The organism is Vagococcus allomyrinae (assembly GCF_017829975.1).
Classification (GTDB): domain Bacteria; phylum Bacillota; class Bacilli; order Lactobacillales; family Vagococcaceae; genus Vagococcus_D; species Vagococcus_D allomyrinae.
Window position 1 is genome coordinate 141,746 of record NZ_JAEEGA010000009.1, and the last position, 25,956, is coordinate 167,701.

Consider the following 25,956-nt stretch of genomic DNA (forward strand, 5'->3'; position numbering starts at 1 on the left):
TCCCTCCTCGTAAAAAAATCGTTGCTTAGACAAATAAAAACAGTTTAGAAATGATCAACCATTCACCAGTTTCTCCCTTTACTAAGTGAAAGTGATCTTCAATATTAAGAGTGCCGAAAAAACCAGTTTGGTAGAGTGTGGCACTGGCTATTTGCTCATGAGCCATTACCCATATGATGTCAGCGTGATAGGGATCTTTGGCTGACTTCATGGAAGCTCTTGAAGCTAAATCAGCAAAAAAAGGTTCGAGACTTCCTGTTTCGAATAGCTCGCCTTTGAAACCTGACATGATAGCATCTGCATGAAATAGTTTTCTTAGAAGATCAATATCAGCTGTATAAGTACCTCTAATATAATCATTAAGAACCGACTTTACCTTTGAAATATCCTTTTGAGACATGATAACCTCCCATATTGTATTCGCTTTCTATTTTATAAAAAGCAATTTCTTCTAGATAGTAAAAAACGGAATAATTGACTCAGAATTAGCAAAAAAAATTGAGAAATTTAAATCTATGCGGGAAATAATGCTCGTTGTTCCGAAAAAAGGAAGGAGTGATTTTAAGGTGAAAGCTTCTTTTTTTGGACAATAAATAAAAAGATCTGACATTATTTTGACTTAATGCTTATTTTATTATAGAATGGTGAGAATTAGGAGGGGATTTCATGAGAAGGAAAGTGTTAGTGTTAGGGATAGCCTTATTATTAGTTGGGTGTGGTAGTAAGGAAACCTCTGAGTCAAAAGATAAGACAGAGACAAAACAAGAAATAGCTGTTGTAGTGGAAAATGAACCGTCAACTTTAGATTCGAGTTTGGCCAGTGATACCTATGGGATTACGCTTCTCAATAATGTGATGGAGGGGCTTTACCGACTAGACGAAAATAACCAACTGGTTACTGCTGGAGCAAGTGAACTACCAGCGGTCAGTGATGACCTACTCACCTATAAAATAAAACTTAACAAAGAGGCCAAATGGTCAAATGACACACCTGTCACTGCTGGAGATTATGTTTATGCATGGCAAAAGGCAGTTAATCCAGAAACAGGGTCAGAGTATAGTTATCTTTTTAGCAGTATTTTAAATGCCACGGAGATTATCGAAGGCAAGAAAAAAATTGCAGAGTTGGGCATTAAAGCGATTGATGACTATGAACTAGAGATTACATTAGCTCAGGCAACCCCTTATTTTGACAGTTTATTAGCGTTTCCGACCTTCTTTCCTCAAAATCAAGCATTTGTGGAAAAAGAAGCCGCTGATTATGCCAAGACCAGTAAAAATTTAATCTATAATGGTCCTTTCGTTTTAGAAGAATTTGATGGTGCAGGAACCGATACTGATTGGACTTATGTTAAAAGTAAGACTTACTGGGATAATAAAAACGTTAAATTAGCAAAGATCTCCAATCAGGTAATTAAAGAGCCAGGGACAAGTGTTAAGCTATTTGAAGCTGGTGAAATCGATGATTTACCATTATCAGGAGAATTTGCGCAACAGTACAAAGGCAATGAAGCCTTTGTTTCTCTAGATAAAGCTGGTACCACTTATCTATCTTATGATCAGCGGGAAGGCTTATTCACAAATGCTAAAGCTAGAAAAGCCATTTCGTTGGTTCTGAATCGGGAAGAGATTATTGAGAACATCTTAGCTGATGGTTCCCTTGTGCCAAAAGGATTAGTCCCATCAGGCATGTCTTTTGCACCTGAGACTAATGAAGATTTTGCTGATGCCACGACTAATTATGTGAAGACTGATGTGGAAGAAGCCAAAAAACTTTGGCAAGAAGCAAAAACTGAAAGCAAAACCGGTGATGTCACTTTGGAATTATTGTCTTATGATGTGGACTCCATTCGAAAATTAGCTGAGGCGATTCAATTCGCTATTGAGGATAATCTTGAAGGCACCAAAGTTAATGTCAGCATCGTGCCTGTTTCGGTGGCAGTAGAGAAAGGCCGAAACACCGAGTTTGATCTTTTCCTTTTCGGATGGGGAGCAGATTACGCTGACCCAAGTAGTTTTTTAGATTTATTTAAAACAGACTCGCCTTATAATTACGGGAAATACAGCAATAAAGAGTACGATGCCTTAGTTGAAAGTGCTGGGACAACAAACGTAACGGATCCAGAAAAACGCTGGTCTGATTTTGTTGAGGCAGAGAATCTTTTATTGGGTGAAACAGGCGTTAATCCAATTTTCCAAAAAGCTGAGTCCAGACTGAGAAATCCTCAATTGAAGGGAATCATCTCTCATAGTGTCGGTGCCCAGTTTGATTTTAAAGAAGCCTATCTGGAAGATTAAGATATCACTTAAGTTGACTAAAACCTTTGGCCATGTAACTGATTGCCAAAGGTTTTTTGTGTTATGTTCATATTTCTTGAGCCAGTTCAGCTAAAAGATCGAGTTCTTCTTGAGTTAATTTAAACGTCATGGATTCCACGTTTTCCCTGACATGCTGCAGTTTGCTTGCTCCTGGGATTGCAAAAATCATGGGACCGTTAAAATTGATCAGCCAATTTAAAGCGACCTGAGATGGGGATTTTTCGTAAAGATGACCAATATCAGTTAGACCATTAATTAATGCTTCTGTCTTTTTTAGTGTGGACGTCGACAGACGATATTGGTGTTTTCTCAGAAAGAAAAGAGTATCAAGTAGTGCAGGCTCTTGATGAAATTTACCTGTCAATAATCCTTGATCCGCGCAACATTTGGTTTAAGGATAGTGGATGATCCTAAAAATCCCTTTACGATTTCTTTTAAAGCAGGGGGATTTTGGAACACAGTCGCCCATTGGATAGAGGAAGAGCCAGTTAGATCACCAGAAGTAATGGCGAAGCCTATTACTGAGTTTATGGAAAAAGGCTTTTCATAACTGTTAGAGAATAGCAAGTACTCCTAACCAAATGACAGTAAATACGGAGCTAAGGGAGGCTAGAGTATCCCCAGTGGTGTCCTAGTGATGTGAAGAGGGCTGAACATCTACTACTTGTCAAAATGAACAAATAAGCGTAAAATTAGGTGTACCTAAAAATAAAAGAAGGTTATCCTATGGTAAATGAAAAACAACAGGAACATAAGCATTTTTTGACGACTAAACTTAACGGGCTCAGCTTGCCGGAAATAAATAATACAGTTTCAATTCCTAAAAATGCTGGCTTTTGGAAGAAACTTCTCGCTTATTCTGGCCCTGGTGCTTTAGTGGCAGTTGGCTATATGGATCCAGGTAATTGGGTAACCTCTATTGCTGGTGGGGCTCAATTTGGCTATTTGCTTTTATCCGTTATTCTGATATCCAGCTTGATTGCTATGTTATTGCAATATATGTCGGCTAAACTGGGCATTGTGACAGGTCTTGATTTAGCTCAAGCAATTCGCATGAGAACTGGTAAAAAACTAGGGATTGTTCTGTGGGTGATAACCGAATTGGCGATCATGGCAACAGACATCGCCGAAGTAATTGGGAGTGCTGTGGCCTTGAATTTGTTATTTCGAATTCCTTTGTTACTAGGTGTTTTAATCACGGTTTTGGACGTGTTTCTTTTACTGATGCTGACTAAACTAGGTTTTCGAAAAATAGAAGGCATCGTCTCAGTGCTAATCGCGACCATTCTTGTTATTTTTTTGTATGAGGTGATCATGGGCCAACCTGTTTTTAGTGACATTTTAGCTGGTTTTGTCCCTCATAAACAAGTAGTGGAAAATAAAAGTGCGCTATTCTTAGCCTTAGGGATTGTCGGAGCAACTGTTATGCCGCATAATTTATATCTGCATTCATCAATTGTTCAAGCTCGTCAATACGATCGTGAAAACCGAGAAGAATTAAAGGAAGCCGTCAAATTTGCGAGGATCGACTCTAACTTGCAATTGACCGTTGCTTTCGTGATCAACTGTTTGTTACTAACTTTAGGTGCGGCCCTATTTCATGGCAATGGTGACCATTTGACCACTCTAGGATCACTTTATCGAGCTCTTTCCGATAAAGCAATCGTAGGCGCTATTGCGTCTCCGGTTTTGAGTATTCTCTTTGCAGTGGCATTATTGGCTTCAGGGCAAAATTCGACCATAACGGGAACTCTCACAGGCCAAATTGTCATGGAGGGTTACATTAAGCTGAGCATGCCAGTCTGGGCAAGGCGATTAGTCACTCGTTTGTTAGCAGTTATTCCAGTCATCATTTGTCTGCTCCTTTTTGGCGATTCAGAGGAAGTTGTTGAAAAATTGTTGATTTATACACAAGTGTTTCTCAGTATTGCTTTGCCAGTTTCGATGTTACCTTTAACGATCTTTACCAGTAGCAGGAAAATGATGGGGGAATTTAAAAATTCTCTATTAGTAACCATTCTTGCTTGGGCTTTAACAATTGTATTAACCGGGTTGAATGTCTATTTAATTATGTCAACTTTTGGATAAATAAGCACCAAGTTTCCTTAATAAGTTTAAGGGGCTTGGTGTTTTATTTTAAGCAATCAACCAAAGTCGTCACGGATAAGCGTATCCTTCTCGTGATACTAATTTCTGTCAACTATTGTCAGAGAAAAAGTTTGATTAGTATGGTTCTTTTATGAGGGCGGGGACTATTCTATTTATGTGATGGCAATAAAATGGAAAGAAAGGAGTAGCCCCTGGCTAAACTGCCAGGGGCTTAAGAGTATTAATTTATTCGGGGGAGAACAAATTAAATGAAAAAAATTTTGTTAGGCTTTGTTGGTATAGTTATATAATAGCCTGCATCTGTGAACATGTTGTGACTAAGATACAAGAATAGTACGAAGAATTTGTTAAGTCTTTGATTTTTTCATATCTTCAAAAAACTCAGAGAAATTAGTTGCTAAGTGATCAGAATCGAGTTTTCTGAAGATACTCAAGGCTGCATCGACTTTTTGTTGCCCTTCGATAATTTCTCCCTTTTTGTATAAGTAAATGCCATTCAAATAGTTTAGAACATTTCTCTCGTGAAGGTAGTGTTCAGATGTGAGTAATTTACTGACATCAGTTTGAAATTTCAAACTGATCTCCAACTCATCTTTCATCAGACACACAATTGCTGAGTTCAGCAAAATTTGAGCAATCATTTTACGATGAGCAGAATTATTTTGAAAGTATCGTGTCTTATGAATGAGTTCATTGGATAGGAGCATCATGGCATCAAATTTGATACCGGCTACTGAATTACCATATAAAATGAGTTCGTATTGAGTCCAATCTTCTATTGAAAAAAGGTAGTCAGTTAGGAATTCAATATCTTCTTCACTAGTCGTATTTTCATCCCGCAGTTCGTCATAGACAATTGAAAACATAATGTAATTGTAGCGATGGCGAACATGCCGGGTATCTTTCCAAAGAGCAGATTCATTTGCCATAATGGCCTCAATTTTAGTATATTCTTTTTTGAGATATGATTCTCTTAATTCGTCAAGTAGTTGCATCATCCTACTTTTTTGAAAATTACTAACGATCAGCTCGAATTCGCTTAAAGTGACATTTACTCGATCTAAAATTTTTACAAACTTACTAACAGTAATTTCGCATAAACCTCTTTCAAATTTTGACAGTAAGGAAATTGACATGATTCCGGAAGCGGTTTCTGAGATTGTGAGTTGCTTTTCAATCCTGATTTTTTTGAATTCTTCACCATACATCATTTTAGATTTACCTCCATTTTTCATATATGAAAAAAATACTCTCTTTTTCTTATTATATACTAATATTAATATTAGGAAATAGAAATATAGCAAGAAAGGAGGATTTTTATGATTATTTTAATAGCAAGCGTATTAATAGTACCTATGGGCGGGATAATGTGTACTGTAGGCCATACTTAAATAGTAATAGGACAGAGAGGCGTAAATTTGGTAATAAGTAAAATTACTAGTTTAGCTTCTCTTTTTTTTAACATTAGTTTAATGGAATGGGGAAGTGATGATATGGAAAGGAAAATGGATTGGCAGCAATTATTAACAGAAAAACGCTATAATACCAGTAATATTTTTTACTTACGAGGGGAAAGTGCCTATAACATAGACAGTATGAAGATAATTAAGTCAGAGGCCTTTCAGAAATTACCTGAAAAAAGTCACTTATTTCCAATTGAAGGGTGGGACTATAGTCGATCTAGTATGATACATTCTTTAGAAGTCTCTTACTTTTCTAAAATGATTGTTCATAAATTTGCTGAACGAAATATGCGGAAAACAGTGACAGCAAAAGAAATTGCTAAGATGTCAAATACGGTTTGTGCCGCAGCTTTGATTCAGGAAATCGGGTTGCCTGCATTTGGTTACTGTGGAGAGGCTTGCATCAGAGGGTGGTTTCAAGAGCATTTGGCTACTTTAACCTACGAGGGGAAAAAGCTTGTTGAACTATTAAGCCAGAAACAATGCCAGGATCTCGAAAATCTGAATGTTCATGCTCAAAGCCTTAGAATACTAAGAAAACTCCATGGCAAGGCTCGGGATAAAAAAATGAATTTGACGTACGCTATTCTTAATACAGTTTTAAATCAGCCAGCAAAGGAATTGGCTAACTATGAGGCTCCTTATTTGTCGTGTTATCAAAGTGAACAAGATTTTTATCGAAACGTTTCTGACGAAGTGGATATCCTTAGCAAACATCCCTTGTCATTCATCGTGTCGGCAGCTTCAGATCTGGCTTATACAACGTCGGCCATCAAGGATGGATTGAGCAATGGTGTGATTGATAGTCAACAAATCGTTTGTTATCTGCAAGAGAAGATCGACGAAAATAAACTAACGTATGGTCAATTATTTCAATATCGAGAAGTACTAGGGCGTCATAAACATTTTTCAACTAAAGCAGGGCAAGATGAAGAGGCGGTTGTATTATGGCTTGAAGACATCCAGTTACGTTTCATAAATAATTTGGCAGCAAGTTTTAATCGGAAATATACATTGATCATGTCAGGGAACTACCATCGAGATCTATTTTATGAGACGGATGTGGAACCATTGTTTCGCGGATTGCAAGGGTTTGTCGAGGAATCTATTATTTGTCAACCTCAGCGACAAGCCTCAGAATTAGTGGGAATGGCTAAATTAACAGATTTATTGAATCGGTTCGTACCAGCAACCTTGTACTATGACGAAGAAAGAACGGATGAACAAAGGGCCATCAATCAAAGAATCTCAATACAAGCTAAGAAAGCTTATCGTGATGATCTTGAAGGCATCGCAGATAGAGGTGAAGGTGATAAACTTTATTATCGCCTCTTAATGGTTGTCGATTTTTTAACAGAATTAACTGACAGACAAGCTGCTTCTCTTTCCGAAGAGTTGGTTAATTTAGAAGCAATAAATCTTTAAAAAAAATAGCCCTCAGTTGGAGGCTGAGGGCAGGAGATTTTTATTTACTTTGGAGGAGTAAATAATGAAAAAGTTTTGTTAGGGTTGTTTGTTGGTATACATATATAATAGCGTGCAAATATGAAATTCATGTGAACAATACGTAATAATAGTTAGAAGAAAGTGTTAAGAGAAAATCTTTAAGGGTGATTAGTTTCTCCCTCTTTTGTATGGGCTTTAAAGACAAAAGAAAAAATAGCAAAGAAGGAAACAAGACTTGTCACTAAGGTAAAGGAATCGCCATTTAATGATCCAGCTAATAATAGCGTGGGGAAAAGCGCAATGGTTAATTTTTCTAAAAAAATCGTATACCGTTCAATTTTTAAGGTTGAGATAGGAAGAATGATACTAATCAAAAAAATAATCAAAGTAAAGATCAACCAAATAACAAATAAAACAATCAGTAAAAAGAAACCAAAAATGAACAATTCTTTAAAATCAATTTGAATCAATTCAAGCAAGACTGATTCAGTTGAGACGTTTTTTATAAAAAAATCTAAAACTTTAATTAATAAGAATAAAAGGAACGCAGTTAAAGCAAAAATGAAAATCATGTGGCCCATTAAGCGAGAAGCTTTTTCCATTTTTTTTGGCATATCAATACCTCCTTAGCTCTCATCTTAAGCCATAGTAGAGAAAAAGGCAAAGAAACCAAATAGACGAGATTCCTGAATCATGCGATAAGATGGAATCTTGTCTATTTGGTGGCAACTCATTAAGGTGAGGCAACGCTAAGTTATTTAGTAAGTGCTAGCAAATCAGCCAGTGTGTGATCGAAATTATCTTTATGCCAATTTTTAACCCGCGTTCCCCAGAAATTAGCTTCAGCCCCTATCGCCCCACTAGTTCGAAAGCCACTTAATTCCTTTTGTTGAACTTTAAATGCCATTGTTTGCTCATCTAATCTAATCGTCAATAAATAGTTGACCCCATTTTCTTCCGACGTAATTTCTTTGATTGTTGTAAATGGAATAGCTAAAAGATCGTCTCTATTTGTTTGAAAGGTTCCTTTCCATTTATGAAGATAGACAGGCAATAAAACGAGTTCCTCTTTACAAATTTGGAGCACGTAATAATTATCGACTGAGAAAAAATCGGCAATTTCGCCACTAAGGTTTTTAGGTTGAAACCGGACCACAATTGCCCGATTTTCAATAGGTTCATATCCCATGTCAACTAAATCTGTTAAAAATGTATGTTCTTTTGCCATAACTGTGCCTTCTTTCTATTGTTGATAAGGTAAGTTTAGCAAATGCTTTCTAGTCATCGTTCGTTTCTTCCTAAACTGCAAAAAATCCTTCCCTAAGTGTAAAAAGTTATCACATTAGATGTGACACGACCCAAGCTTAAAAGACCTCCGTCCAGTTTTTCCCCTGTACTTGTCTGATATCATCAATCAAATGGATGATTAAATTTTCTTTTTTTGTCAGACGTAATTTTTCCGCATAAAGGGCTGGTAAATCACTACCATCTGGATTATGTCCATAATGAAAAAGGTGCAATTGTTTATTATCTTCATCTGCCAAGCGTCTAAAGATGCCGTTAATATGACCATCGTCACCATTAAATCCATAACCAATGATGGCGATCTTTTGGCATTTTTTTAGATCGCGATAATAGTCCACATAGCGTTCTGACATGGAGACGGCTGTTAAGGGCTTGACACCACTTTGGGTTAAAAGAAAAGGAACGGTTAGTTGAGTGCTTGAATCAATGTCTGTTTGCTTGTGATAAATTTGATTGCGATATGGATCATAAAGATCGTCAATATGGCCGTTTAAATGAAAGATTTTTTGAGGCGAGCAGAGATCTTCAGCGACAATCTTTCTAAGTAAATTTGTGTAGTTGGATGTCCCGATGGAAGACAAGGTAAACCTGTTAGCTAATTGGTTGAGGTCATGATAAAAACCTTCCTGGGGAATGTCAGCAGGCACCTGCTCTTTGATATAGCGTTGAACGCTATACAGGAAAACCGCAATTCGGGTAAATTTAGCCCATTGAACTTTTGGTTGAAATAAATACCGAAAATGACTGTCGATTAAGGCTTGATAATCCAGAACTTGGGCATAAGCGTCTTCCAGAAGGCGCGTTCCAATTTCAACAAATATATCTTCAATTGTCGAGCTGTCGCTTAAAGGAGTTGATGCTGGTCTTAAAGCCAGGTCAAGCCCTGTATTTCCAAGGGAGCCGTAATTTAAGGCAAACAGACTGCCGAGGTCATTGAAGACATTAAGGCCAGGTTTATCTGTCTTCACAAGCTCATTATTCAGTTCATTTACAAGCGTTTCACCAAGAGAGCCAACCAATAATTCCATCAGACCTAACACAATGTTGCGAACGCCACTATTAGCTGTTTTTTCCAGCATATATAAATAAGCCGAAAAAAATGCGGAAGAAAAAAGAGCTGATTCACTGGTCAGTTTTTGATTTAATTGAATTTGATCTGCGTATAAAAATGTCCCAATTTTTTTTTGAAACATATCTTCGAAGGTTTGTCTAATTCGTGCTTCATCAATGCCATCGGTTTGTTTGATGATTTGACTTAGTTTGTCATCAAAAGTCTGTAAATAGCTTAGTATTAATTCTCTGCGGTTTTCTAAACTAGAAGCGATGATTTCGTCAAAGTTACCTTTACCAAATACATAAATACTTCGCGAGCGATAGCGCTCAGGTAGCCACTTGCGAGCTATTTGTGAGCTTGGATCAATCCCTTTGATTATCTCCTTAAACTCGTCACGATCTGCTTCCTTCCCCATCTTAAAAATATCTAAGGCGAAGCGGCCGCCAGAAGGTAAACCATACCCGATTTCGGCGCCTGCACCGAAGAATATTCCTATTTTATTCATATGTAACCTCCCTATTGTCAGATAGAACAGCAATGAGTCGTTGTAAAGCGGTCTCTTTTGTTTAATTGTATCACAATGCTAAAAATAGCGGGTTGGAAACTAAAAATTTCAGTGTAGCGAACCAAGCAGATAGTTCCAATGGCTTAACTAGGAGAGATGAGATAGTCAATAGTTTAGGTTATTTAGACAAAGACTGACCCCCATGATGGATCAAGATGTTGTTTTAACAAAGGAAAAGGGAATGACAACACTCGTCTGATGGCTAGCGAGTTGTCCAAATCATCTCCTTGTACAATTGTGGATCAAGGACTGATATAATAGTTATTTAATCTTTTCTTTTTTTGTGAATTTTTCAATTGGAAGTGAGTGGATGAGTGATGTTTTAACCTTTTGAGTTAGTTCGTATCACAAGAGGAAACGACAGTCAGCTCATTTTTGTTTTTTTTCAACACAAACAATTGGGATGTAAGCGTGAACAAAAAAGTGAAGTAATCGTTTATACTAAAAAGTGTTAGGGGGAATCCAAAATGAAAGTCGATGATCGATCAAAACTTTTATTGTCAGAAATTGTTAGAAATGACAATCTGACAATAGATGAGTTAAGAGAACGCCACAATCTAACGGTACGACAAGTTGACTATTCAATTAAGAAAATGAATGACGTTTTAATAGACAGAAACATTCCAATCATTACTAGGACAGCTCAAGGAAAATTTAATATTGACAAACGCATTTACACCTTGTTTAAATCACCAAGTGTTACAAGTGCTGAGCCGTTGTTTGTGTCTGATGCGACTGATCGGGCGACGATTATGGTCTTAATTATGTTGGTCCGGCAAGTTGATTTTTCGATTAATTTCTTTACCTATGAGTTTAAAATAAGTAAAAATACTGTACTAAGTGATTTGAGACAAGCGAAAAAAATAATTGAGCCCTTCAACTTGAGTATTCACTATTCGCGGGTAACTGGTTATGAAATCGTCGGGAAAGAATGGGACATTCGCAATGGCATGATCCAGTTGATCAATCATGTTATGAACCAACTGGACGGAGAACGCTATTTAAAGTACTTTATGAAAATTTCCGAAGAAAAGCTTGAAAGTATTCACCGAAACATAGCAGAGGTTGAAAAGAAGTTAGATTTGTCTTTTGTTGAAACAAAAACAACGGTTCTTCCTTATATTATCATGGGCGTTCTTTTTCGAATTGAGCATGGTTACGACGTTAACGGTATTTTTTTTATTGATTACCATGAACTGGCAGATACAAGGGAGTTTGATGCTGTCAATGTCCTGATTAAGGATACGGTCATTTCAGAAGAGGAGAAATTATATTTTACGCTCCATTTATTATCGAGCAATGTGTACCAAACAGAGCAGCCATTAGTAGAAGTCTTGCCTCAACTAAGAGAAGCGATTGTGGCCTTTGTTGATGAATTTGAACGAGTGGCATTCACAACTTTAAGCAATAAAGAGAGCTTAATAGACAAGATTTTTATCCATTTTAAACCAGCGTATTATCGTATCAAGTATCAATTAACGACAGATTATAAATTATTGCCAACTTTAGATGATGATTATGAGGCGATTCATAATTTAATCATGGAATCAAAGTCTCCCCTTGTCAAGTATTTGGGAGTTGAGTTACCTGATGTGGAAACGCGGTTTCTGTCCATGCTAATCGGTGGTCATTTGATTGAACAATCCAATCAACTAGATGCCAAATTTCGCGGGATTATTGTCTGTCAAAATGGTTTGTCGTTTTCCAATTTATTGGAAAATTCATTAAAAAAAATATTTCCAGAGTTGTTTTTTTACCCACCAATGTCCTTAAAAGAAATGAGGGAAACGACGACTCCTTATGATTTGATTTTTACCTCAATCCCATTAGAGTCAGACAAACCAGTTTTTTTCGTTTCTGATTTATCAAAAGATTTAGATGTGATCAATATTCGCAATAAAGTCATGTCGGTTTTATATCAATTCAGTGGCATTGATATCACCATTGAAGATATCATCCACACAGCAGAGAAGCACGCGAAGGATTTAGATCGTGAGAAATTAAGAAAAGATTTATTGGAAGTGTTTTCTCCAGCTACCAGTTACTCGGAAACAGATGCCATCGACATTGAAAGTGCTGGTCTAGCTAGTTTAATTCACGAAGGCACTATTCTCAAGACAAAAGAAGTTACTGGATGGCATGAGGCTCTAGAAATTGTTTCGATGCCTTTATTGGACAAGGGGATTATCAGTCAGGAGTATCTTGCAACGATCAAAGCGGAGCAGCCAAATTTGACAAGTGGCATTGTCTTAAGAGGCAGTATCGCCATCCCTCACACGAGCCCAGAACCAACTACTAAGTTGGGCATGAGCCTGTTGGTTTTAGACGAGCCGCTCATCTATGAAGAAGATAAACCCATTTTTCATATTGTCATGATCGCGTCGCCTAATAAAAAGGCGCATTTTAAAGCTTTAATAGAATTGTTGGAGATGGCGGCTGACAAGGCGTTTTTAAGGGCAATGAACAAACATACAATCAAGGAAATTTCGCAGCAAATTAACACCTATCATTTTCGAAAACCGGAGCGGGAGGAATAAACAAATGATTGAATTTCTAAATCAAAAACTCGTATTTTTAAATAAAAGTTATTCAAATAGCGACGCTCTGTTTGAAGACATTGGCGGAGAGATTTTCGCTAAGGGGTTTGGAACAGGTCAATTCGTAGAGAAATTAAAAGAACGAGAAGGGAACTTCCCAACGGGGTTAAATTTAGGCAACTATGGTGTGGCCATCCCTCACACGGATCCAGAATACATTACTGAACAGTTTATCTCTGTTGCAACACTAAATGAACCAGTCTCATTTAAATCGATGGACAATATTAATGTTGAAGTACCAGTTAAATTAGTCTTTATTTTAGGACTAACCAAAGCGGAAAATCAATTACTAGTTCTGCAAAAATTAATGCAAGTTATTCAAGATGAAGCGCTGGTAAAAGGACTAATGAAAGAAAAAAATATTAATGACTTACTGAGAACACTAGAAAAAAACACAATTTGAGGGGACAGGTAAAAATGAATAAAAAAAGATTATTAGTGGCATGTGGAGCTGGTATCGCGACATCAACTGTTGTGATGAATCGGATTGAGCAATTACTCAAAGATAACCAAATTGAAGCAGACATACAGCAAATTAAAATAGTAGAGGCGAAAAGCCTACAAAGAGATGCGGACTTAATCATTTCTACAACGATTTTACCGACCACATATGAGATTCCAGCAGTAGTGGCAACCTCATATATAACAGGACTTGGCATGGAAGAAATGGATGCCAAAATTATCGAAATTTTAAACGCAACAGATTAAAAAACTATGCTTATATGATAAGTAAAATGACAACGAAGAGCCATTGTTCTAGCATTTTAATGCGTAGAGACAAGGGACAACGAAGAGCCATTGTTCTAGCATTTTAATGCGTAGAGACAAGGGACAACGAAGAGCCATTGTTCTAGCATTTTAATGCGTAGAGACAAGGGACAACGAAGTGAAGGTCGGACCAATAAAAGAGGAGGAAGCAACATGCAGTCTTTGTTAAATGGAATTCAGTACGTGTTAGGGTTAGGGCCAACAGTTATTTTGCCAATTGCGATTTTTATCATCGGGTTATTTTTCAGGCTATCTGTTGGCAAAGCATTAAAATCGGCGATTACTGTTGGGATTGGATTTGTGGGAATTAATTTAGTTGTCGGCTTGTTATCGGATAATTTAGGGGTTGCTGCTCAACAAATGGTCGAGCGGTTTGGACTGGAATTAACGGTTATTGACGCTGGCTGGCCGTCAGCTGCCGCTGCTGCCTGGGCATCACCAGTTGCCGCTATCTTAATTCCAATTATTATCGCAGTTAATCTGTTTTTGATTTTTATTAAGTTTACTAAAACGTTGGATATTGATATTTGGAATTTTCATCATTTTATGGCAGTTGGGGCTGTTGGCTATATCGTCACAGGCAGCTTTATTTGGGCGATCTTCGTGGCAGTGTTAATGGAAGTCATCACACTAAAAATTGCCGATAAGGCTGCGCCGATGGTACAGGAGTTTTACGGTTTACCAGGGATTTCACTGCCAACAGGTTCAACGGTTTCCTATGGTTTAATCGGGATGCCAATTGGCTGGGTTATCAGCAAGATACCTGGTTTAAAAGACATAGAAATTTCACCGGAAACCATTCAAAGACGATTTGGTGTCTTCGGAGAACCAATGATGATGGGTTTGGTCATAGGAATTGTGATTGGACTGTTGGCTGGCTATGATCCAGGAGCTGCTCTGCAATTAGGAATTTCATTAGGCGCTGTCATGTTGCTGATGCCACGAATGGTTAAAATCCTAATGGAAGGATTGATCCCCATTTCAGAGTCTGCTAGAACCTTTTTACAATCTCGTTATAAAGACCGGGAACTTTACTTGGGACTGGATTCGGCTTTGGCAATTGGACACCCTGCTAATATTTCAACGGGTTTGATTTTAGTGCCAATTACGCTTCTATTAGCAGTTATTATTCCCGGAAATAAAGTCTTGCCTTTTGGCGATTTGTCATCGATCCCATTTTATACCGCCTATATCGTCGCGTCGCGGAAAGGAAATATTTTCCATTCCGTTATAACAGGAACCATCGTAATTGCTTTAGCGCTGTTGATGGCTACTAACTTTGCCCCTGTTCACACGGAAATGATGCAAGGCTTAGATCAATTTTCTAAACTTGGGAGTGAGATTAGTTCTTTAGATACAGGGGGGGCCTCACTAAAATGGCTATTCTTGAAACTGTCTCAATTAGTGGCACCGTTCTTTAATTAAGGGAATAAGTAGGAGGTAAACATGAAAGCAGTTGTAAAAAAAGCATTGGGATATGATCAAATGTCGTTGTTAGACGTACCAGAGCCAGAGGTTTATGGCGATCGAGTGAAAATAAAAGTAGCGTATACGGGGATTTGTGGCTCGGATATTCACACCTTTAAAGGGGAATACAATAATGCCGCAACGCCAGTTATCTTAGGACATGAATTTTCCGGAGAAGTAGTGGCTGTGGGACCAGATGTCAGTCAGATAAAAGTAGGCGATCGGGTAACTAGCGAAACGACGTTTGAAACCTGTGGTGATTGTCGTTTCTGTGAGTCCAAAAACTATAACTTATGTCCGAAACGTAAAGGGTTAGGCACACAGGCCGATGGCAGTATGACTGCCTATGTTCTTTCAAGAGAAGAAAGTTGTCACGTTTTGCCGGAAGCAGTTACTTATCGAGGCGCGGCTCTAACTGAACCGCTGGCTTGTTGTGTTCATGCTGCATTGGAAAAAACGACAATCAATGAAGGCGATGTGGCACTGGTGATTGGCCCAGGACCGATTGGGTTGCTATTAGCCCAAGTGATTAAAGCACAAGGGGCTACGGTAATTATGTCAGGAGTAACCCGAGATCGTCATCGTTTGGATTTAGCCAAAGAGATCGGAATTGATGTGGTAATCGATTCCCTAACAGAGAATTTAGAAGAGCGTGTTATGGCCGCCACTGAAGGGTACGGAGTCAATCGGGTATTTGATTGTTCAGGAGTTATCGGAGCGGTTAATCAGGCACTGCCTTTAACAAGCAAAGCAGGAGTTTTTGTTCAAGTAGGTTTATTCGGAGAGAAGATGAATACCATGGATCAGGAAGTAATCATCCAACGAGAGATTGAGTATGTCGGCAGCCGTTCGCAAAAACCCTCATCATGGGTCATTGCCTTACAGTTGTTGGCTCGCGGAGAAATAAAGATCGAAAAGATGATTACAAAAATTTATCCACTAGCGGATTGGCGGCAAGCATTTGAAGCAGTTATGGCAGGAAATGAGATCAAAGTGTTATTGGAATCTGATTTGGATTGGCCAAAAGAATAGATGGCTTGAATAAATCAGAGACGTTAGGTGTGGGGAAGGCTTCGCACCTAACCGATCGCATAAAACAGAAAAGAGGTAGTGAGATGGCATTAGTGGCACCGTCGATTTTAGCTGCTGATTTTAATCAGTTAGGCTATGAGATTAAAGATATAGACAAAAGTGGGGCGGATTACATTCACATTGACAGTATGGATGGGCATTTTGTCCCGAATGTTACCTTTGGCCCTGATGTGGTAAAAGGAATTAGAAAAATAACGGATAAAATACTGGACTGTCACTTATTGTTCGCTAACCCAGATAATTATATAGAGGCCTTTAGCCAGGCTGGAGCAGATATTATCACCGTTCATTATGAGGCTTGTCCCCACATTCACCGTACGATCCAGTTGATCAAAGCTAAGGGTGTGAAAGCTGGCGTGGCCCTTAACCCTGGCTCCTCCCCTAGTGTGTTAGCGACAATCCTTCCTGAGGTGGACTTAGTGTTACAGATGACTGTTGACCCAGGATATGGTGGGCAAAGCTTTATTGAGAGAACCCTTCACAATATTGCCGAAATTCATGAGATGAGGCAAGCCAGTAATCTCGATTTTGTATTAGAAGTTGATGGTGGCATAACTGAGAATACCGGGGCGCAATGTGTTGCTGCTGGTGTGGATGTTTTAGTCGCAGGTAGTTATGTTTTTAACCAAGCCGACCGACGACTGCCGATTGAAAGGCTAAAAAAAATAGAAAGATAGAGGGATAAACATGAAAATAGGTATTGGATCTGATCATGCAGGGTATCAATTAAAAGAACGGGTTTTAAAAGAGGTTTCGCTGGCAGGAATGGAATGGGTCGATATTGGCTGTGAGACCGATCAAGTCAAAAGCAGCCATGTGCTAACGGCTGAGGAAATGAGTCGATTAGTGTTGGCAGGAGATCTCGACTTGGGAATCTTAGTGTGTGGTACTGGCATCGGTATGTCTTTAGTTGCGAATAGGCATCCTGGCATCAGAGCGGCTGTTGCAAATGATGTCTATAGTGCCATCAAATCCAAAGAGCATAATCACGCTAACATCTTATGTATTGGTGCTCGAGTTTTAGGCGTTGAACAGGCAGAACTTGTGATTGAATCTTGGTTACAAACAACCCCTGATCAGGCATATCAAGAAATTGTCGAGTCGCTCGATCGATAAAAATTTTATGAGCGTCTAGGTATTTAGCAGATGTGTCATAAAGTTTAACAAGGATGAGAAAATAGAGAACATCAGGTGTTTTCCAAGTTCTAAGAAAAGAGGAAAAAAAGGTGGAGAAAGTAGTAGCCTCAATTATGTGCGGCGATCAGTTGCATTTAGCAGAAGAGTTAGTCGCTTTGGAAAAAGCAGGAATAAATTGGCTTCATTGTGATGTAATGGATGGTATTTTTGTTAATAACTTGGCCATGGGACCCTATGTTCTGGAAGCGATTATCAATGGAGGCCGGTTTACAACAGATATTCATCTGGCTTGTCAACAGCCTGAGAAGTACATTGAAATGTTTGCGGAGCTCAAACCGGATTATTTGACCTTTCATTATGAAGCAGCAGGAAGTTTAACCAAATTATTGGGACAAGTTCATTCTCATGGCATAAAAGCTGGAGTTGCGATTAGTCCTAGAACACCAATTGATGTTATTTACCCTTATTTGGAGAATATCGATTTAGTGCTGATGATGACAGTTGAACCCGGTTTTGCTGGGCAACAATTTAATTGGACTGTGTTGGAAAAGCTTAAACGACTAACGAAACAGTTAGAGTCGGTTAAGAAGAAACCCTTGATTGAAGTAGATGGCAATATTAACGCCCAGACTATTAATAAAATTAGCCCAATGGCAGATCTTTATGTCGTTGGAACATCGGCGCTGTTCAATCATCAGGAAGGCACCTACGAAGATAAAGTTAAAGCGGTTGAAGCTGCTTTTGCTAGCGGAAGAGCCGCTGAGAGGTTTGTTGATACGGCTAATCTAGCTAATGGCAATAGGGATCCCTATTAATCAGAGTTTTGCTACAGGGGCAAACATGATAAAGGACAGCGGCGCCAACTTGATGCAATTGTTGGACAAGTAATTAGCGACTCAAGCAATTGCGTTAGTTTATGGGCAAGGGAAAAGGAGAGCGTTAAATGAGAGCACTAAAATTATATGGAAAAGAAGATTTAAGGTACGAAGAGGCCGACCGGCCAGTCGTTGTAAAGCCTTTAGATGTGATTATTAAAATTCAAGCTGTGGGAATCTGTGGTTCCGATCTATCACGATATAAAAAAATAGGTCCTTATGTGCCGGGAATGGTTTGGGGACATGAATTTTCAGGTCAAGTTAGTCAAATTGGGAGTCAGGTGAAGACGATTAAAGTGGGGGACCGTGTTACTGGCTGTCCAACTTTAGTTTGTCAGGATTTAGGAAAAGAAGAGTGCTATTATTGTAAAAAAGCAGAATACGCCCGTTGTGAGTCCTTAACAGTTATTGGTGCCAGACATCCAGGCAGCTATGCTGAGTACATCAGCTTGCCTGAAAAGAATGTGGTTAAAATTCCAGATAACGTAGATTATGAATCGGCCGCTATGATTGAACCCTCATCTGTAGTTCTTCATGGTTATTACCGCATGAAGATTACTGCTGGCGATAATGTCGTGGTTGTAGGCTGTGGCAATATCGGCTTATTGGCAATCAAGTGGGCGAAAATTTTAGGCGCTAATCAAATTATTGCCATCGATATCAATGAAGAGGCGTTGGCCTCTGCTATTCAAGCAGGGGCTACAGCTAAGATTAATTCCGCTGTAAGCGAACCAATCGCAGAGATTCAGCAGTTGACCAAAGGTCTCGGGGCTGATTGTGTGGTGGAATCCGCTGGTTCGCCAATTACCTCAGCACAAGTTTATTCCTATGCTAAAAAAGGTGGAGCAGTAGTTTTTCTAGGGATTCCTTATGCGGATATTAACATTGAACGGTTTTATTTTGAAAAAATTGTCCGCAATGAATTGACCGTTTTAGGTTCTTGGAATGCCATCTCAGCCCCATTCCCAGGGAAAGAATGGGAAGCGACTATCGAAGCTTTAGCTTCAGGTGCTTTAGAAGTCAAGTCGATGATTAGTCACCGTTTACCACTAGCTGAAGGTCCCGCTATTTTTAAACGAATCACTCATCGACGAGAGGAAAACTTTGGTAAAGTGATGTTTTTCCCGGAAAATATTAAGTAATCTGTAAGTCATTTTTGAAGTTGTTGTGGAAAATCACAACAGCTTCTTTTTGAGCAAAAAATATCGACAACCACCAAAAAGGCTCGGTATATCTGTAAAAAAAAGAACTGGCTATTATTTATTCGGTGTGATTATATAGTTCCTATTAAATAATGACGATCAGTCGTTAAACTTCCAGCTAAAGAGAAGTTGAAAACACCACTCTTCGCTCGTCATTATAGTGATAATCCAATGGAACTATATGTTCGGATTTTTTTACGGGATGTATATATTAAAATAAGCATGTCCAGAAAGTTAACCTAAGTTTGTTTGGAATTTCACGTTCGGTTATGGCATAATTAATAAAAAGGAGGAGTAGGATGATTAGTTTAACGTTTGTTATGTTGGTGAATGTTATTCCCTTATGGTTCATTTTTATTAGTTATTTTTACAATTTTTACACAGCTTTAAATCTATCGTTTAAAGCTTGGAAAGTGTGGCTGGTTGCTGGTATTTTTTGTTTGAGTGATTTTGCTTGGATCTATTTGTTCGGCAGCTTTGAGCTTGAAAAAATATCGTTTATCCTGATTATTTTATTGATTGTTAGTCCGATTATTTGGAAAAAATCGGAAGAATCTTTTTTTAAAGTAGTGAGCATCTGTCTTCTGTTAACTGGCCTTCATTTGTCTTTTACTATTTTGAGTGATGTTGTTAGTACTCAAGTGGTGGCGATGACTGGCATTGGCATGGAAGGGTATACAAAAAGTTCGCTGTTGTTTGTGTCGATCATAACCTATTTAGTTCAGCTGATAATGTGTCTATTATTAAATCTTTTTCTGCGAAGTAATCGGGGGCGTCGAACAGTCAAGCATCTGTTTCAAACCCCAGGAGTCAGTTGGCTGACATTTATTAGCGCGATTTTAATGACGGTCATATTAATCGGTTACTTTTTTAATTATTATAATTTTTTGTTAGGAAAGACTGGATTAGCATTCTTTTTATTGGCTGTCTATGTTTTCTTTGGACTTGTTTTCGGACTTAGTTTAGGAATCTTAAGTTATATTCGGCTCTATCAGGATAAACTAAAGGCGGCAGAGGCTCTGTTGATTCAGCAACAATCTTATAATCGCGTGTTGGAAGACATTCAACAAGATGTTCGTCATTTTCAACACGACTATAAAAACATTTTGTCTAGTTTTTATCTACAATTGAAAGAAGGACGTGTTGAAGAGGCACAGGTTTTATTGGAAGAAAAATTTTTATCCTTTGATCAAAATGTCAGTTATAATATTAAGCAAATGAGCTTTTTAAACAATATCAAACCGATGGAAATTAAAAGTTTATTGCTGACGAAAATGTTACAAATGGAACAAAAGAACATCAAATTTCAAGTCGAAGTGATGGATTCGATTTCGGAATTCCATATCGAAACTGAAGATTTGGTTCGATGTTTGGGGATTTTATTGGACAATGCCATGGAAGAAGAAACCTTAACTGAGGAAAAGACCGTTCATTTTGTGGCTTATCAAGATGACTCAACGGTAACCATCATGATCAAAAATCATCTACAAGAAGAGAAAAAAATTGCCGAAATCACTCAAGAAGGCTATTCAACCAAAGGCGACAATCGTGGGATTGGCCTAAGTAGCTACCAAAAAATCTTAACTAAATACCCAAATGTGCTGAATAAAACCGTCGTGTCTGATAATCAATTTCAACAAGTATTAAAAATGCAAATAAGTTAAATAAAGCGTGGTCTAATCAGAAAAAAGTGGAAACTAATGACGGTGGGAAAACATCGATTTAAGGAGGTGCGTCACTATAAACACGAGACTGTTGGTCTATTTATTATCTAATTACCTGCCGTTATGGGTAGTTTTTAGTTGCATATTTTACAATTTTTGTACGGGGTTAAATATCAAGGCCAATCACTGGAAATTGTGGTTGGGGGCATTGTTTTTTTCCTTCATCGATATGAGTATTATGTTCATGGAGAATGGGCGTCGTTTAGAAAATATCTTCTTTTTTTCAGTAATTGTATTGATTGTGTGCCCTATTCTTTGGAAGGCCTCAAATCTATCATTCATAAGAGTGATGAGTGTCTGCTTATTGTTAACAGGTTTGCAAATACCGATTACAGTAATAGCTAATATTATCAGCAATGCTGTGACAAATCTAACCAATACTTCTGATCTGGCAAGTGCTTCAACATTACAGCTTAGTATCGTTTTATTAAGTAACTATGTATTTCAAGTTATCTTATCTCTTTTATTGAACCTGTTTTTGCGAAGTGGGCGGGGGCAAAGGACAATTACTCATCTTTTTCAAACGAAAAGAATGAGTGGGCTAACATTTGGTTATTCTATTGTGTTGGCAAGTGTCATGGTAGTGTATGTGGATATTCTTTATGAAATCGTCGTAACAGAATACTTATCGATCGTGACCTTGTTGGGGATTTATGTAGTTTTTGGCTTGATCTTCGGTCTCAGCTTAGCGATTTCAAGCTATATCCGGCTTTATCAGGATAAATTAAAAGCCGCAGAAGCCATGCTGATTCAGCAACAATCTTATAATCGTGTGTTGGAAGACATTCAACAAGATATTCGTCATTTTCAACACGACTATAAAAATATCTTGTCCAGTTTTTATTTGCAATTAAAAGAAGGACGTGTTGAAGAGGCACAAGCTTTATTGGAAGAGAAGTTCTTATCCTTTGATCAAAATGTCAGTTATAATATTAAACAAATGCATTTTTTAAACAATATTCAACAGATGGAGATAAAAAGTTTATTGCTGACTAAAATGCTACAAATGGAACAAAAGAACATCAAATTTCAAGTCGAAGTGATGGATTCGATTTCGGAATTCCATATCGAAACCGAAGATTTAGTTCGCTGTTTGGGAATTTTATTGGACAATGCCATGGAAGAGGAAACCTTAACTGAGGAAAAGACCGTTCACTTTGTGGCTTATCGAGATGACTCAACGGTAACCATTATGATTAAAAATCATTTACAAGAAGAAAAAAAGATTGCCGAAATCACTCAAGAAGGTTACTCAACCAAAGGAGACAATCGTGGAATTGGCCTAAGCAGCTATCAAAAAATCTTAAATAAGTACCCAAATGTGCTGAATAAAACCGTTGTGTCTGATAATCAATTTCAACAAGTATTAAAAATGCAAATAAGTTAAGGGGAAAAACGATGAAACACATTTATATTTGTGATGATGAATTAATTTATCGGGAGCAAATTAGTAGTTTAATTAATCACAGCATAATCGGCCATCAATACTCCCTGATGGTCAAAGCCAAAACCAGTAGTACCACAGAGTTATTGGCGATCGATTTTGATCATTCCGAAAGCGTTTATTTTTTAGATGTGAATATCATTGGTTCGCCTATCAATGGTTTTGAGTTAGGCAAGGAAATTCGTCGTCGAGATCCGCGAGGCTTTATTATTTTTGTTACAACCTTTGAAGAACTGGCCGTGGAGACATTTAAATATCGTTTGGAAGCCATGGATTACATCGTCAAAGATCAACCGGATAACATTGCCAATCGAATTGAGTTGTGTTTAGCAAGCATTATGGAACAGCAACTCCCTGAGCCATTGGAAGAAAGCAAAATGCTGACGGTGAAATTTGCTGATGAACTTCTTCTGATTGCTTTATCTGAGATTGTCTTTATTGAGACGTCGAGTCGCAGTCATATGGTGGTAATTCATACAATTGATCAAACGATTGAAACAGCAGGGAATTTACAAGAATTAGAGGCCCAGTTGACTGAAGAGTTTGTGAGAAGTCACCGCTCATTTTTGGTCAATCGAGCGTATATAAAAAGCTTTAACCTGAAACAAAATTTACTGGAATTAAGCACTGGGCAGACCTGTCTTGTTGCTCGTAGAATGAAAAAAAGCTTAAAAGAGGTACTGGCCCTCCTCTAAACTTATTAAACTATTTCAGAATGATGGTGTCCACTAGCCTGGAAGTTAGATTGGACGCTGTATCTGAAATAGGCATACATGATAATAACTGCAAAGCCAATTAAGATCGTTGTGTTAAGCAGTAGTTTGATATCATAAAAATACCATGTGGCTACCATAAAAACGATCGAAATAAACAGGTTGATATGGCATGTGCGACTAATTTACCCTGTGAAGTTCTGATAGTTAAAGCGGAACGAATCGCCTTTATATAAAAGTCAAATCAGTTGTTTTAAAAATTGCGACAGTGTTGAGGCCAAGCGTTTTCTTAGGATTAGCGTAACCATTAGAAAGCCCGGTGCGAACAAATTCCCAGCCGACTCGTTCATTTTTTTTCAACAAAAGCTTTCATCTCCTTTACTTCGGAACTAGGATAATCGGCCGTTTTATACTGATAAGGACAATCGGTTTGGATGAAATTAAAGCCAAAGTAGTCTGAAGAGGCGGAATCTAGCAAAAAACCTTGTTGACCTTTAGCATCTAACCACGCTTTAACTGCTTCTAATCGACGATCAGCTTTCGTGTGAAAAACAGGCTTACCCGTCTTTTTTTGCCTTGACTTGCAAGGTGTATAGCAGCCAATATCCGCCAATGCATAGGCCAAAAACATTAGCTAAATAAAATTGATTATTATTAGTCACTACTCCTAAACTGGCGACGATCATTATCAGGAAGTGTAAAATAAAGAGGATTCCACCAAATAAAAGGACCTGTTTTAGGGCTTCACTTTTTTCTAGCTGGTTTTTGGGACTTAGAAAATGGACAATAACGGTAATCAAAGCCAATAAAACTAGCAGGTTGAAGCCAGTACGGTGGTTTTGTTCCATAAAAGTTAATAATGATTCTGTTAATTTCACAAGTCTATTCATAAGAGCCCCCTTTTTATTGAGTATGCTATGATTATTATAGGCAGATTCTTGAAACGATTGCTGAATTTTTCTTAAACGGTCTTTTATGATGCCTGATTGGTTCTAATTAGGTGTTTGCTACATATTTTCTCTCACTGATCCTGAGTTGTTGTTCAGTAGTGACCACTTTGACTTATTTAATAGCTGTTATTTTACTTACAAGCGTATCGTTGGGCAAAACACCTTAACATGTGCCATAATTAATCATATAAAAGAGGGAGTGAAATGAAATGTCATTTATTTGGTCGTTAATAGTCGGTGCTTTAATTGGTACTATTGCAGGTGCCATTACTAAAAAAGGTGGTTCAATGGGTTGGATTGCTAATATTGTGGCAGGCTTAGTTGGATCATCAGTAGGACAAGCCCTATTTGGTAATTGGGGCCCGAGCTTAGCTGGGATGGCGTTGATTCCTTCGATTATCGGTGCTGTTCTTTTGGTAGCAGTGGTCTCATTTTTCTTTGGCAAAAGTTAATCGCAATTAATAAAATTAATAGTTATCAAATCAAAAGCTCATTATAAATTAATGGGCTTTTTTTTCGGAAAAAAATTAATTCTTTTTGGAAGACATACCAATGGCTCTTGATACTCAATAAGTTTGAGAAAGAATTCCGACTTTAGCATGAGGTAACCAAGGATAAACTTCTTTATAGTTAAAGATGAAGAAAGCGTTTTGGGAGGAGGAATTATCATGGAATATATCAATGAGAAAACAAATCGAATTAAATTAGAAAAAGTTGACACAGTGACGGTTTTTTGGTTATTTATGTTAGGGTCATTTTTAGGTTACCTGATTGAGATGATTTTTTGTTTTGTCAAAAATGGTTTTTTTGAAAGTCGTCAAGGGTTACTATTTGGTCCCCTTAGTCCAGTTTATGGCATAGCAGTCGTGTTAATGACGATTTTATTTACACCAATATTAAAAAAGAATAAATTGACAATCTTTTTGATAAGCAGTATTTTGGGAGGGCTTTATGAAGTTGTCTGTAGCTTTGTGCAAGAAAGCGTCGTTGGCAGTGTCTCATGGCATTATCCTCGATATGCTTTAGGTATTTTTAATGGACGAACCAGTTTAATTTACATGCTCTTTTGGGGTGTTTTGGGGTTGGCCTTTGTCCGTTACGGTTATCCCTTTGTGATCTATCTGTTAAACCGAGTGACTGCCTCGAGAGTAACACGCTATACGAAGGTTTTAATCCTTTTATTAATCATCAATATCGGGTTATCAGTTGTAGCTGTGAAACGTTGGACAGAGCGAACCACGGGGATTGAGCCACAAAATAGATTTGAACAACGATTGGATCAAACATTTCCTGACACCACGATGAAAAATGTTTATCCAAATATGATCTTGCCAAAATAATCTAAAGACGCAGTAAAGGAAAACATCCTTGCTGCGTTTTTTAGCTTATAAAATGAAATTTAATACATAAAAAAGATCGATAAGAATGGCTAGGGAGAAAAGGAATATCGCTGTAAATCTCAGAGGCTTGTGCTTGAATTTTAGCGAAAAGAAAAATAACAGAAAAGGATTAAGATTGATAATAACGAAAATGAGTGTTAACAAGATAGCCTCCTTCCAAGAAATATTGTAGCTAAAATTGTATCATAAATTACCCTTAAACAAACAGAGGTAACAAAACTGAGACATAATAATAATATTCAAAAAGAGTGAAAAAAGGTTTGATTGTGAAAAAAAGAGTAATTAGTAAGCTAAAAGGCGAAAAACAGACATTTTCCAACGATAGC

General features: G+C 37.8%; 25 protein-coding genes. 17 read left to right on the plus strand and 8 right to left on the minus strand.

Features of this window, described 5'->3' with window-relative positions; genetic code table 11:
* Nucleotides 1–25: 25 nt before the first annotated feature.
* Nucleotides 26–400, minus strand: coding sequence for a nuclear transport factor 2 family protein (locus I6N95_RS14510; RefSeq protein ID WP_209529223.1), 375 nt, complete (start codon nt 398–400; stop codon nt 26–28).
* Between the two features lie 266 nt (nt 401–666).
* Between I6N95_RS14510 and I6N95_RS14515 the strand changes: the two genes are divergently transcribed.
* Entirely contained in the window at nt 667–2,298 is a 1,632-nt protein-coding gene (locus I6N95_RS14515; protein WP_209529225.1) for a peptide ABC transporter substrate-binding protein, read from the plus strand.
* 67 nt (nt 2,299–2,365) lie between these two features.
* Here the strand turns inward: I6N95_RS14515 and I6N95_RS14520 are convergent, their stop codons facing one another.
* Nucleotides 2,366–2,683, minus strand: coding sequence for an aldo/keto reductase (locus I6N95_RS14520; protein ID WP_209529227.1), 318 nt, complete (start codon nt 2,681–2,683; stop codon nt 2,366–2,368).
* 362 nt (nt 2,684–3,045) lie between these two features.
* Here I6N95_RS14520 and I6N95_RS14525 point away from each other — a divergent pair, with 362 nt between their 5' ends.
* A complete protein-coding gene (locus tag I6N95_RS14525; protein ID WP_209529229.1) occupies nt 3,046–4,407 on the plus strand; it encodes an Nramp family divalent metal transporter in 1,362 nt (453 codons plus the stop codon).
* 368 nt (nt 4,408–4,775) lie between these two features.
* Here I6N95_RS14525 and I6N95_RS14530 read toward each other — a convergent pair whose 3' ends face one another.
* Complete coding sequence (locus I6N95_RS14530; protein ID WP_209529230.1) at nt 4,776–5,639, minus strand: Rgg/GadR/MutR family transcriptional regulator; 864 nt, start codon at nt 5,637–5,639, stop codon at nt 4,776–4,778.
* Between the two features lie 282 nt (nt 5,640–5,921).
* Between I6N95_RS14530 and dgt the strand changes: the two genes are divergently transcribed.
* Nucleotides 5,922–7,316, plus strand: coding sequence for a dGTP triphosphohydrolase (gene dgt, locus I6N95_RS14535; RefSeq protein WP_209529231.1), 1,395 nt, complete (start codon nt 5,922–5,924; stop codon nt 7,314–7,316).
* 179 nt (nt 7,317–7,495) lie between these two features.
* On the opposite strand, the gene I6N95_RS14540 is transcribed toward dgt, so the two are convergent.
* From I6N95_RS14540 to I6N95_RS14550, 3 genes are all read right to left on the minus strand, one after another.
* Nucleotides 7,496–7,951: a hypothetical protein gene (locus I6N95_RS14540; RefSeq protein WP_209529232.1), complete on the minus strand. Its 456-nt coding sequence runs from the start codon at nt 7,949–7,951 to the stop codon at nt 7,496–7,498.
* A 140-nt stretch (nt 7,952–8,091) separates the two neighbouring features.
* Nucleotides 8,092–8,565 carry a hypothetical protein gene (locus tag I6N95_RS14545; RefSeq protein ID WP_209529233.1) on the minus strand — a complete coding sequence of 158 codons (474 nt, stop codon included), beginning with the start codon at nt 8,563–8,565 and terminating at the stop codon, nt 8,092–8,094.
* Nucleotides 8,566–8,701: 136 nt separating this feature from the next.
* Nucleotides 8,702–10,201, minus strand: coding sequence for a hypothetical protein (locus I6N95_RS14550; RefSeq protein ID WP_209529234.1), 1,500 nt, complete (start codon nt 10,199–10,201; stop codon nt 8,702–8,704).
* Between the two features lie 527 nt (nt 10,202–10,728).
* Here I6N95_RS14550 and I6N95_RS14555 point away from each other — a divergent pair.
* From I6N95_RS14555 to I6N95_RS14610, 12 genes are all read left to right on the plus strand, one after another.
* Nucleotides 10,729–12,798, plus strand: a complete 2,070-nt coding sequence (locus I6N95_RS14555; RefSeq protein ID WP_209529235.1) for a BglG family transcription antiterminator — start codon at nt 10,729–10,731, stop codon at nt 12,796–12,798.
* Nucleotides 12,799–12,802: 4 nt separating this feature from the next.
* Nucleotides 12,803–13,261, plus strand: coding sequence for a PTS sugar transporter subunit IIA (locus I6N95_RS14560; protein WP_209529236.1), 459 nt, complete (start codon nt 12,803–12,805; stop codon nt 13,259–13,261).
* 14 nt (nt 13,262–13,275) lie between these two features.
* Nucleotides 13,276–13,566 carry a PTS sugar transporter subunit IIB gene (locus I6N95_RS14565; RefSeq protein ID WP_209529237.1) on the plus strand — a complete coding sequence of 97 codons (291 nt, stop codon included), beginning with the start codon at nt 13,276–13,278 and terminating at the stop codon, nt 13,564–13,566.
* 213 nt (nt 13,567–13,779) lie between these two features.
* Nucleotides 13,780–15,051 (plus strand): PTS galactitol transporter subunit IIC, encoded by a 1,272-nt coding sequence (locus tag I6N95_RS14570; protein ID WP_209529238.1) that lies wholly within the window; start codon nt 13,780–13,782, stop codon nt 15,049–15,051.
* A gap of 21 nt (nt 15,052–15,072) precedes the next feature.
* Nucleotides 15,073–16,125, plus strand: coding sequence for a zinc-binding dehydrogenase (locus tag I6N95_RS14575; protein ID WP_209529239.1), 1,053 nt, complete (start codon nt 15,073–15,075; stop codon nt 16,123–16,125).
* A gap of 83 nt (nt 16,126–16,208) precedes the next feature.
* Nucleotides 16,209–16,862 carry a ribulose-phosphate 3-epimerase gene (gene rpe, locus I6N95_RS14580; RefSeq protein ID WP_209529240.1) on the plus strand — a complete coding sequence of 218 codons (654 nt, stop codon included), beginning with the start codon at nt 16,209–16,211 and terminating at the stop codon, nt 16,860–16,862.
* Between the two features lie 10 nt (nt 16,863–16,872).
* On the plus strand, nt 16,873–17,301 hold the full coding sequence (locus I6N95_RS14585; RefSeq protein ID WP_209529241.1) for an RpiB/LacA/LacB family sugar-phosphate isomerase: 429 nt from the start codon (nt 16,873–16,875) through the stop codon (nt 17,299–17,301).
* Nucleotides 17,302–17,411: 110 nt separating this feature from the next.
* On the plus strand, nt 17,412–18,137 hold the full coding sequence (locus tag I6N95_RS14590; RefSeq protein WP_209529242.1) for a ribulose-phosphate 3-epimerase: 726 nt from the start codon (nt 17,412–17,414) through the stop codon (nt 18,135–18,137).
* Nucleotides 18,138–18,265: 128 nt separating this feature from the next.
* A complete protein-coding gene (locus I6N95_RS14595; RefSeq protein WP_209529243.1) occupies nt 18,266–19,339 on the plus strand; it encodes a galactitol-1-phosphate 5-dehydrogenase in 1,074 nt (357 codons plus the stop codon).
* A 359-nt stretch (nt 19,340–19,698) separates the two neighbouring features.
* The gene (locus I6N95_RS14600; RefSeq protein ID WP_209529244.1) at nt 19,699–21,063 is read left to right on the plus strand and encodes a sensor histidine kinase; all 1,365 of its coding nucleotides are present in this window, start codon (nt 19,699–19,701) and stop codon (nt 21,061–21,063) included.
* 244 nt (nt 21,064–21,307) lie between these two features.
* Nucleotides 21,308–22,510 (plus strand): sensor histidine kinase, encoded by a 1,203-nt coding sequence (locus I6N95_RS14605; protein ID WP_209529245.1) that lies wholly within the window; start codon nt 21,308–21,310, stop codon nt 22,508–22,510.
* Between the two features lie 11 nt (nt 22,511–22,521).
* Entirely contained in the window at nt 22,522–23,262 is a 741-nt protein-coding gene (locus tag I6N95_RS14610) for a LytR/AlgR family response regulator transcription factor (protein WP_209529246.1), read from the plus strand.
* Between the two features lie 246 nt (nt 23,263–23,508).
* Here I6N95_RS14610 and I6N95_RS27455 read toward each other — a convergent pair whose 3' ends face one another.
* Nucleotides 23,509–23,640 (minus strand): hypothetical protein, encoded by a 132-nt coding sequence (locus I6N95_RS27455; protein WP_283808977.1) that lies wholly within the window; start codon nt 23,638–23,640, stop codon nt 23,509–23,511.
* Between the two features lie 197 nt (nt 23,641–23,837).
* Nucleotides 23,838–24,170, minus strand: a complete 333-nt coding sequence (locus tag I6N95_RS14615; protein WP_209529247.1) for a hypothetical protein — start codon at nt 24,168–24,170, stop codon at nt 23,838–23,840.
* A gap of 269 nt (nt 24,171–24,439) precedes the next feature.
* Here I6N95_RS14615 and I6N95_RS14620 point away from each other — a divergent pair, with 269 nt between their 5' ends.
* Both I6N95_RS14620 and I6N95_RS14625 read left to right on the plus strand, forming a co-directional pair.
* On the plus strand, nt 24,440–24,682 hold the full coding sequence (locus tag I6N95_RS14620) for a GlsB/YeaQ/YmgE family stress response membrane protein (protein ID WP_209529248.1): 243 nt from the start codon (nt 24,440–24,442) through the stop codon (nt 24,680–24,682).
* 216 nt (nt 24,683–24,898) lie between these two features.
* On the plus strand, nt 24,899–25,570 hold the full coding sequence (locus I6N95_RS14625; RefSeq protein WP_209529250.1) for a putative ABC transporter permease: 672 nt from the start codon (nt 24,899–24,901) through the stop codon (nt 25,568–25,570).
* The last annotated feature ends 386 nt before the right edge of the window (nt 25,571–25,956 follow it).

Bases quoted from the DNA above. Each gene is read 5' to 3' on its own strand.
- I6N95_RS14600 (WP_209529244.1), top strand. From the start codon at position 19,699: ATGATTAGTTTAACGTTTGTTATGTTGGTGAATGTTATTCCCTTATGG.
- I6N95_RS14550 (WP_209529234.1), bottom strand. From the start codon at position 10,201: ATGAATAAAATAGGAATATTCTTCGGTGCAGGCGCCGAAATCGGGTAT.
- I6N95_RS14510 (WP_209529223.1), bottom strand. From the start codon at position 400: ATGTCTCAAAAGGATATTTCAAAGGTAAAGTCGGTTCTTAATGATTAT.
- I6N95_RS14605 (WP_209529245.1), top strand. From the start codon at position 21,308: ATGGAGAATGGGCGTCGTTTAGAAAATATCTTCTTTTTTTCAGTAATT.
- I6N95_RS14560 (WP_209529236.1), top strand. From the start codon at position 12,803: ATGATTGAATTTCTAAATCAAAAACTCGTATTTTTAAATAAAAGTTAT.
- I6N95_RS14570 (WP_209529238.1), top strand. From the start codon at position 13,780: ATGCAGTCTTTGTTAAATGGAATTCAGTACGTGTTAGGGTTAGGGCCA.
- I6N95_RS14565 (WP_209529237.1), top strand. From the start codon at position 13,276: ATGAATAAAAAAAGATTATTAGTGGCATGTGGAGCTGGTATCGCGACA.
- I6N95_RS14555 (WP_209529235.1), top strand. From the start codon at position 10,729: ATGAAAGTCGATGATCGATCAAAACTTTTATTGTCAGAAATTGTTAGA.
- rpe (WP_209529240.1), top strand. From the start codon at position 16,209: ATGGCATTAGTGGCACCGTCGATTTTAGCTGCTGATTTTAATCAGTTA.
- I6N95_RS14545 (WP_209529233.1), bottom strand. From the start codon at position 8,565: ATGGCAAAAGAACATACATTTTTAACAGATTTAGTTGACATGGGATAT.
- I6N95_RS14620 (WP_209529248.1), top strand. From the start codon at position 24,440: ATGTCATTTATTTGGTCGTTAATAGTCGGTGCTTTAATTGGTACTATT.
- dgt (WP_209529231.1), top strand. From the start codon at position 5,922: ATGGAAAGGAAAATGGATTGGCAGCAATTATTAACAGAAAAACGCTAT.
- I6N95_RS14540 (WP_209529232.1), bottom strand. From the start codon at position 7,951: ATGCCAAAAAAAATGGAAAAAGCTTCTCGCTTAATGGGCCACATGATT.
- I6N95_RS14610 (WP_209529246.1), top strand. From the start codon at position 22,522: ATGAAACACATTTATATTTGTGATGATGAATTAATTTATCGGGAGCAA.
- I6N95_RS14525 (WP_209529229.1), top strand. From the start codon at position 3,046: ATGGTAAATGAAAAACAACAGGAACATAAGCATTTTTTGACGACTAAA.
- I6N95_RS14515 (WP_209529225.1), top strand. From the start codon at position 667: ATGAGAAGGAAAGTGTTAGTGTTAGGGATAGCCTTATTATTAGTTGGG.
- I6N95_RS14595 (WP_209529243.1), top strand. From the start codon at position 18,266: ATGAGAGCACTAAAATTATATGGAAAAGAAGATTTAAGGTACGAAGAG.
- I6N95_RS14625 (WP_209529250.1), top strand. From the start codon at position 24,899: ATGGAATATATCAATGAGAAAACAAATCGAATTAAATTAGAAAAAGTT.
- I6N95_RS14615 (WP_209529247.1), bottom strand. From the start codon at position 24,170: ATGAATAGACTTGTGAAATTAACAGAATCATTATTAACTTTTATGGAA.
- I6N95_RS14585 (WP_209529241.1), top strand. From the start codon at position 16,873: ATGAAAATAGGTATTGGATCTGATCATGCAGGGTATCAATTAAAAGAA.
- I6N95_RS14530 (WP_209529230.1), bottom strand. From the start codon at position 5,639: ATGATGTATGGTGAAGAATTCAAAAAAATCAGGATTGAAAAGCAACTC.
- I6N95_RS14575 (WP_209529239.1), top strand. From the start codon at position 15,073: ATGAAAGCAGTTGTAAAAAAAGCATTGGGATATGATCAAATGTCGTTG.